Here is a 1452-nt window from a genome sequence, read left to right as displayed (position 1 = left end):
CAGACCCCGGTCAGCCTGCTGTACGTGATCGACCTGATCGCCGACCTGCTCCCGCCCGGCGTCCTCAACGTCGTCAACGGCTTCGGCGTCGAGGCGGGCAAGCCGCTCGCCTCCAGCCCGCGCGTGGCCAAGGTCGCCTTCACCGGCGAGACCACCACCGGCCGCCTGATCATGCAGTACGCCAGCGAGAACATCATCCCCGTCACGCTGGAACTGGGCGGCAAAAGCCCCAACATCTTCCTGCCCGACGTGACGGCCGCCGACGACGACTTCCTGGACAAGGCCGTCGAGGGCTTCGTGATGTTCGCGCTGAACCAGGGCGAGGTGTGCACCTGCCCCTCCCGCGCGCTCGTCCATGCGTCGATCTACGACGAGTTCATGGGCCGCTGCGTCGAGCGCACCAAGGCCATCGTCAGCGGCGACCCGCTGGACCCGGCGACCATGATCGGCGCCCAGGCCAGCAACGACCAGTACGAGAAGATCCTGTCCTACATCGACATCGGCCGGCAGGAGGGCGCCGAACTCCTCACCGGCGGCAGCCCCCGCGCCGTCGCCGGTCTGGAGGGCGGCTACTACATCGAGCCGACCATCTTCCGCGGCACCAACGACATGCGGATCTTCCAGGAGGAGATCTTCGGCCCGGTCGTCTCGGTCACCACGTTCGACTCGGTCGACGAGGCCCTGAAGATCGCCAACGACACGCTGTACGGCCTCGGCGCCGGTGTGTGGACCCGGGACGGCAACACCGCCTACCGCCTCGGCCGCGGCATCAAGGCCGGCCGCGTGTGGACGAACTGCTACCACGCCTACCCGGCGCACGCCGCGTTCGGCGGCTACAAGAAGTCCGGCATCGGCCGCGAAACCCACAAGATGATGCTCGACCACTACCAGCAGACCAAGAACCTGCTGGTCAGCTACTCCGGCCAGAAGCTCGGGTTCTTCTGATGGCCGCCCGCACCAGGCGCGTCGAGCTGACCTTGGCCGCCGAGGACCTGGTGCGACGGCTCGCCGCGACGCACGGACCGGTGATGTTCCACCAGTCCGGCGGCTGCTGCGACGGCAGCGCACCCATGTGCTACCCCCGCGGCGAGTTCCACGTCGGCGCCGTGGACGTCCTGCTCGGCCACGTCGCCGACGACACCCCCTTCTGGATGAGCGCCGACCAGTACACGTACTGGCGGCACACCCACCTCACCGTCGACGTGGTCCCCGGCAGAGGAAGCGGGTTCTCCCTCGAATCACCCGAAGGCGTCCGCTTCCTGATCCGCTCCCGCGTCCTCACCGACAAGGAATGGGAACACATCGCCGCCGAACCACCCCTGCCGACCGGGGCCGACACCGACGGCTGACCCGTCGGCCCCCGGGAACGGGGACACCCGACGACCACCGCGCCGGCGCAGGCGGTGGCGACAGCGGGGCCGGACACCCACGTGTCCGGCCCCGCGACGTCCC

The 1452-nt window shown here is 69.2% G+C and carries 1 protein-coding gene and 1 pseudogene; both read left to right on the top strand.

Annotated elements, in window-relative coordinates; all coding sequences use genetic code 11:
* A pseudogene (adh, locus tag IE318_RS44315) lies at positions 1 to 945 on the top strand (aldehyde dehydrogenase); the annotation flags it as partial.
* The gene (locus IE318_RS44310) at positions 945 to 1349 is read left to right on the top strand and encodes a DUF779 domain-containing protein (protein ID WP_189908480.1); all 405 of its coding nucleotides are present in this window, start codon (positions 945 to 947) and stop codon (positions 1347 to 1349) included. The pseudogene adh and the gene IE318_RS44310, both read left to right, overlap by 1 nt.
* Positions 1350 to 1452 lie beyond the last annotated feature (103 nt).

This window comes from Streptomyces spiralis (assembly GCF_014654675.1).
In the GTDB taxonomy this organism is placed as follows: domain Bacteria; phylum Actinomycetota; class Actinomycetes; order Streptomycetales; family Streptomycetaceae; genus Streptomyces; species Streptomyces spiralis.
Note: the sequence above shows the minus strand (reverse complement) of the source record. Positions and strands in the feature narration are given on the sequence as shown.

What these genes read in the sequence shown, in the direction of transcription:
- IE318_RS44310 (WP_189908480.1), top strand. Translation starts at nt 945, where the DNA reads ATGGCCGCCCGCACCAGGCGCGTCGAGCTGACCTTGGCCGCCGAGGAC.